At 62.3% G+C, this 5,227-nt stretch carries 6 protein-coding genes; 4 read left to right on the top strand and 2 right to left on the bottom strand.

Features of this window, described 5'->3' with window-relative positions; genetic code table 11:
* The 3 genes from RTX98_RS19760 to RTX98_RS19750 form a co-directional block, all read left to right on the top strand.
* A partial coding sequence (locus RTX98_RS19760; protein WP_312798576.1) for an ATP-dependent helicase C-terminal domain-containing protein occupies positions 1-883 on the top strand: 883 nt, incomplete at its 5' end.
* Between the two features lie 49 nt (positions 884-932).
* Complete coding sequence (locus RTX98_RS19755) at positions 933-2,231, top strand: ActS/PrrB/RegB family redox-sensitive histidine kinase (protein ID WP_416223184.1); 1,299 nt, start codon at positions 933-935, stop codon at positions 2,229-2,231.
* A gap of 125 nt (positions 2,232-2,356) precedes the next feature.
* Positions 2,357-2,920, top strand: a complete 564-nt coding sequence (locus RTX98_RS19750; RefSeq protein ID WP_312798574.1) for an ActR/PrrA/RegA family redox response regulator transcription factor — start codon at positions 2,357-2,359, stop codon at positions 2,918-2,920.
* Positions 2,921-3,040: 120 nt separating this feature from the next.
* Here RTX98_RS19750 and RTX98_RS19745 read toward each other — a convergent pair whose 3' ends face one another.
* Together RTX98_RS19745 and cueR are read right to left on the bottom strand one after the other, a co-directional pair.
* The gene (locus tag RTX98_RS19745; protein WP_312798572.1) at positions 3,041-3,541 is read right to left on the bottom strand and encodes an MmcB family DNA repair protein; all 501 of its coding nucleotides are present in this window, start codon (positions 3,539-3,541) and stop codon (positions 3,041-3,043) included.
* Positions 3,542-3,624: 83 nt separating this feature from the next.
* Positions 3,625-4,017: a Cu(I)-responsive transcriptional regulator gene (gene cueR, locus RTX98_RS19740; RefSeq protein ID WP_312798571.1), complete on the bottom strand. Its 393-nt coding sequence runs from the start codon at positions 4,015-4,017 to the stop codon at positions 3,625-3,627.
* Between the two features lie 184 nt (positions 4,018-4,201).
* On the opposite strand from cueR, the gene RTX98_RS19735 reads away from it, so the two are divergent.
* On the top strand, positions 4,202-4,837 hold the full coding sequence (locus tag RTX98_RS19735) for a L,D-transpeptidase (RefSeq protein WP_312798570.1): 636 nt from the start codon (positions 4,202-4,204) through the stop codon (positions 4,835-4,837).
* Positions 4,838-5,227 lie beyond the last annotated feature (390 nt).

Genomic DNA, 5,227 nt, shown 5'->3' with positions numbered 1-5,227 from the left:
CAATGGGCGTGGCGCCACGTTGGAAGCCACCGAACGCCTTGCGCGCGCGCCGTTCCTGGTCGTGGCCGATCTGCAAGGCGCGGCGCAGAATGCCCGGATCGCCGCCGCAGCCGAAATCAGCGAGGGGGACATTCGCGCCGCTCTGGCCGACAAGATCGAGCGCAGTCGCCAAGCGCAGTTTGATCCGGAACGCCGCGCCGTTCGCGTACGCGAAACCGAGCGTCTCGGCGCGATCGTCCTGAGTGAGCGCCTGCTGCCGGCCCCATCCGGCGCGCAGGCCGATGCCGCTATCCTCGACGCCTTGCGCAGCCATGGTCTCGACCTTCTGCCCTGGAGCGACAATGCTGCCACGCTGCGTCATCGCCTGTCCTGGCTGCATCGTGGCTTGGGCGCGCCTTGGCCGGATATGTCCGACGATGCCTTGCTCGCCGTTCTCGATGACTGGCTGCTGCCATTCCTTACCGGCGAAGCGTCGTTCGCGCGCATCCCATCTTCTTCGGTCAGCGAAGGCTTACGCAGCCTTGTTCCTTATGATCTCCAGCGCCAGCTCGACGCGCTCGCGCCCACCCATTTCGACGCGCCGTCCGGCAGCCATCTGCCGATCCGCTATGAGGGCGAATGGCCGGTGCTGGCGGTTCGGGTGCAGGAACTGTTCGGCCTAACGCAACATCCTTCGATTGCATCCGGCACCGTTCCCCTGACGCTCGAACTTCTCTCGCCGGCGCATCGACCGATCCAGACCACGCGCGATCTGCCAGGCTTCTGGAAGGGGTCGTGGGCCGATGTCCGCGCCGACATGCGCGGGCGCTATCCCAAACATGTCTGGCCGGAAGATCCGGCATCGGCACAGGCCACCAGTCGGGCCAAGCCGCGCGGTACATGAAGCGGATTTGTTGTGGCGAGGCAGCGGCGATCAGCGCATAAGCGGGATCATGGCCATGCTTACTCCCGAAGATCCGCAACAGTTTCACCGCCTGCGCCTTTCGACCTTGATCCGTTTACGCTGGCTGGCGATCGTCGGCCAGAGCATCGCGGTGATCGTGGTCGCTTACTGGCTGGATTTTCCGCTGCCGGTGAGCTCCTGCTTCGCGCTGATCGCGGGATCGGCCTGGCTTAACCTTTTTCTTGCCCTGCGCTACCCAGCCACCCAGCGCCTGGCGCCACATGCCGCCCTGGCGATCCTGTTGTTCGACGCGCTGCAACTGGGCGGACTGCTGTATCTGACGGGCGGCCTGACCAATCCCTTCTCGCTCCTGATGAGCGTGCCGGTCGTGATTTCCGCCACATCGCTCCCGCCGCGCTTCACGCTTCTGCTTGGCGGCGTCGTGGGCGCAGCCTCCAGCTTCCTCGCGTTCAACCACCTGCCGCTGCCCTGGTATGAAGGGGCAGAGCTTTCCATGCCGCTGGTTTACGTCGCGGGCATGTGGCTGTCGGTGCTGGCGAGCATTGCTTTCACCGCGATCTATGCCTGGCGCGTGGCCGAAGAAGCGCGCCTGCTGGGCGATGCGCTGGCCGCCACCGAGCTCGTGCTGCAACGGGAACAGCATCTGTCCGCCCTCGATGGGCTTGCCGCAGCTGCAGCCCATGAACTCGGCACACCTCTTGCGACCATCGCGCTAGTCGCCAAGGAAATGGAACGCGCTCTGGGCGACGATGAGCGCTTTCGCGAGGACGTCACCCTGTTGCGCAGCCAGAGCGAGCGCTGCCGGGGCATCATGAAGCGGCTAACCAGCCTGTCCAGCGAGGGCGAGGAACATCTGAAGAGGCTGCCCTTCACCTCGCTCATCGAGGAAGTCACCGCGCCGCATCGCGAATTCGGCATCGATATTGCGCTGGAAGCCGGCGACCTCATCGGGTCTGAACCGGTCACCCGGCGCAATCCCGGCATGATTTACGGCCTCGGCAACCTCATCGAGAATGCCGTCGACTTTGCCAAGGCTACCGTCACGGTGCGCTGGCGCTGGAACGATGACAAGATCGCCATCGAAGTGGTGGACGATGGCACCGGCTTTCCACCCGATATCATCCATCGCATCGGCGAACCCTATATGACCACCCGGCCGGGCGGCTCGACCCAGGGCGGCGGGCTCGGCCTCGGTCTTTTCATTGCCAAGACGTTGCTGGAGCGCTCCGGCGCAACCATCACCTTCCGCAATTCCGAAGAGCGCGACAAGGGAGCGTCGGTCCTCATCGAATGGCCGCGTTCTGCTTTCGCAAGGGATGTTGATTGAGTTTAAGGGGCTAAAAACCCTCCGATCAGGGGTTGCCGACGGCTTTTTCATGGTATTTGCGGGCTAAATGTCTATATCAGGCTCAAACAAACGACCTTTCGCCAGGAAACGACTAGGACCGCATCATGACTGCCGAAGCTGCCTCCGCTGATCCAGCCCTGGGTGCGGATGCAACCCTTTTGTTGGTTGACGACGACAAGGCTTTCGTCACGCGCCTGGCGCGGGCAATGGAGGGCCGTGGCTTTACCGTCGATGTGGCCGAAAGCGTCGAAGATGCCGTGACCAAGGTCAAGCAGCGCGCACCCGCTTATGCCGTGGTGGATATGCGCCTGGGTGACGGAAACGGCCTCGATGTTGTTTCCGCCCTGCGCGACAAGCGTCCAGAAGCCCGCATGGTCATCCTTACCGGCTATGGGAATATCGCCACGGCCGTGACCGCCGTGAAGCTCGGCGCGATCGATTATCTCAGCAAGCCGGCCGACGCCGACGATATCTACGCGGCACTGACCCGCACCGCCGACGCTCCGGTCGCGCCGCCGGAAAATCCAATGTCCGCTGACCGCGTCCGTTGGGAACACATCCAGCGCGTCTACGAAATGTGCGAGCGCAACGTCTCCGAAACCGCCCGCCGCCTCAACATGCACCGCCGCACGCTGCAACGGATCCTGGCGAAGCGCGCGCCGAGGTGAGAGTAGAAGGTGAGTAGGTGAATATGGGAATAGGTGAGTAAGTGGCTTGACGATGGGACATGCATATCGACCCTAATCCCCTAATCCCCTAATCCCCTAATCCCCTAATCCCCTAATCGATCACTCACTCTCCCCCTGCAGCGCTGCGATCTGCACGCCGGCCAGCTCGGCAGCCGTTAGCCTTGCTGCACCCGCACGGGCGATGCGGAGCATCAGGGCTTTGCGGGTGGCGGCGGCGAGGCGGTGTTCGGGAGCGTCGCGCATGATTTCGGCGCCGTAGCCGTCGGAAAGGATGAAGCCGCATTCTTCCGGGAAGATGCTCTGCGGCACTTCCGGATGTGAGGCGAAGAAGAAGCGGTCGGAATGGAGCCGGTATTCCGGCCATTTGCGGTCGACACGAAAATCCTCGATCGATGATTTGATCTCGATGATCCAGATGTCGCCGTTGCGCGTCAGCGCCACGAGATCAGCGCGGCGGCCGGTCGACAAGCAAAGTTCTGGAAGCACATGCGCGCCCATCGAAGTGAGCAGGCGCTGCACGCCGCGGCGGATCACCATGGCGCGTTCGGACTGGCGGCCGTCGACCAGCGGATCCTTGGCGAGAGGAGAAATGATTGGCATGCAAACGATCATGCCATCATTCGCTGTGGATTTGAACCTGTTTTGTTCCGGCTTTGCCTGACGCTGCTGCCATCGCGAATTCGCTAGTGCTTTGCGCCAGCCATGTCGTCGAGGATGGGGCAGTCAGGGCGGTTGTCGCCATGGCAGGCTTGAACCAGCCGCTGCAGGGTCGAACGCATGCTCTGCAGTTCGGCGATCTTGGCTTCGATCGCCGCGACATGAGCCACCGCGATTTCCCTAACATCATGGCTGGCACGGTCGCGGTCGCGATACAGCGACATCAGCTGGCGGCAATCCTCGATGGAGAAGCCGAGGCTGCGTGCGCGCTGCAGGAAGGTCAGGCGATGCACGTCCTCTTCCGAATAATCGCGATAGCCGTTGGTGCTGCGCGCCGGATGGATCAGACCGATTTCCTCATAATAGCGCAGCGTTTTCGGCGGGAGATGGGTGCGTTCGGCGGCGCGGCTGACATTCATCGGCTCAGGTCTCGTACAGGCTCAAACGGCGGCATTGTTGCCGAAATGCAATATCGGCCCTTTGAAAGACGATTCCAAGCCGCAACCTCAGGTTCATGACTTGGCAACGTCGTCGCGGGCGGGAACAATGCCGGCGAGTTAAAGGCCCGAGTCGGGCATTCCTGCGACGGACAGCATCACCAGTATGAAGCTTAACACCATTGCCTTGGCGGCCGGACTTGTTCTGACCACCGCGCTCGCCGGCTGTTCCACCGACGGTCGCATCAACAATTTCCTGTCGAACAATTTCACCAACAACTACACCTCACAGGTCGACGCGGGCTACGAGATCCCGGCCGTGCCGATCAGCAAGGTGCCGCGTGAGTTCCAGCGCCAGATCATCCGTTACAAGACGGCGGAGAAGCCGGGCACGATCATCGTCGACACCCGCTCCAAGCATCTTTACTTCGTGCTGCCGCAAGGCGAAGCCGTCCGCTACGGCATCGGCGTGGGTCGCGAAGGCTTCGAGTGGAAGGGTGATGCCCGCATCGCCATGAAGCGCGAATGGCCGACCTGGACGCCGCCGCGCGAAATGATCGCCCGTCAGCCGGAACTGGTGAAGTGGCAGAGCGGTCAGCCCGGCGGATTGCGCAATCCACTCGGTGCGCGCGCTTTGTATCTCTTCAACAAGAACGGCGACACAGGCTACCGCTTGCATGGCACGCCGGAATGGGCCTCGATCGGCAAGGCCATGTCGTCGGGCTGCATCCGGCTGATCAACCAGGACATCATCGACCTCTACAATCGTGCCGAAGTCGGCGCGAAGGTGATCGTTCTCTAAGGAATTAGGCGGGGGCCTAAGTGCCCGAAAGGGCAAACCGCGGACCGTCCAGGCAACATGGACATGGTCTGTTCAAAGAAAAAGCCGGGCGAGGGGCCCGGCTTTTTCTTTGTCTGATGTTGGGAAGCGGTTTGTAAGCGGTGCGTCCTTCGAGTCTCGCTGCGCTCGCACCTCAGGATGAGGACCGTGGCGGCGCTGGCCTCCGGCGATCAAGGTCCGTCTTAGCGACAAGCTAGCCTGTATTTTTTCTGGAAGTGCGTGCTGAGAGACCGCTGCCAGGCAGTGCGTCCTTCGAGGCTCGCCCGGATGGCTTGGCGGAACGCCTTCGAACTTGCGCGGGCTCGCACCTCAGCAACCGTATTGTTGGGCTGTTTGTTTAATGTGGTCTCG

This window comes from Tianweitania sp. (assembly GCF_032053605.1).
Lineage (GTDB): Bacteria > Pseudomonadota > Alphaproteobacteria > Rhizobiales > Rhizobiaceae > Tianweitania.
This window is presented reverse-complemented; position numbering and strand designations above follow the sequence as displayed.